The 706-nt window shown below is 71.8% G+C and carries 1 protein-coding gene and 1 pseudogene; both read right to left on the bottom strand.

The window, feature by feature from the left end; all coding sequences use genetic code 11:
- Positions 1-209, bottom strand: a pseudogene (locus tag OOT08_RS13895) (nucleoside phosphorylase); the annotation flags it as partial.
- A 71-nt stretch (positions 210-280) separates the two neighbouring features.
- Positions 281-706, bottom strand: a 426-nt coding sequence (locus OOT08_RS13890) for an amidohydrolase family protein (protein WP_325093386.1), incomplete at its 5' end; no start/stop codon positions are given.

Genomic DNA, 706 nt, shown 5'->3' with positions numbered 1-706 from the left:
GACGCGACCGTCACGGGGACGCCGTTGTAGGTCCCCGCGTAGACGTGGTACTCGCGGTTCGCGCTGAGCAGGCGGGCGTCATCCAGCATCTCGGAGACCAGCTTGGCCCGGTTCGGGTCGCCGACGACGAGCGCGCGGTCGGAGATCTCGGAGACGCGGGTGCGCAGCAGGGGCAGTTCGGCGTCAGCGGCCAGGCGGGTGGGAGACACGGGATGCGTTCCTTTGCTCGGGGGTGGTGTGGGTGACGGGGAGGCGGTGGCGGTTCGGCGGAGGCCCCGGTCTACCCGGGGCCTCCCCCGGCACCGAGATCAGTCTGTTCAAGCTCGCTATGAATCCGCTCCGTAACCGCCGCGGCATCGCTGAGAATGGCCGCTTCGTCGAGCGTGGTCAGCTCGCCGTCCGCGAGCAGGTGCCTGCCGCCGACGAAGACGTTGCGCACATCGGAGCCGCGGGCGGCGAAGCCGAGGAAGGAGGTGACCGAGTGCAGCGGCACGGCGTGCGCGCCGCTCAGGTCCACCGAGATCACGTCGCCGAAGCGGCCGGCCTCGAGCGCCCCGGCCTCGGGGAAGCCGATCGCGGCGGCGCCGCGCGCCGTCGCGAGGTCGAGCAGGTCGCTGCCGAGCACGGCGTCCGCGGACTGGCGCGCCCCGCGGTGCAGGATCGCGCCGGTCTTGAGCTCCTCGAAGAGGTCGAGGGAGTTATTGCT

Origin of the sequence: Leucobacter sp. M11 (genome assembly GCF_035726885.1) — a bacterium.
GTDB lineage: Bacteria > Actinomycetota > Actinomycetes > Actinomycetales > Microbacteriaceae > JAPFRB01.
This window is presented reverse-complemented; position numbering and strand designations above follow the sequence as displayed.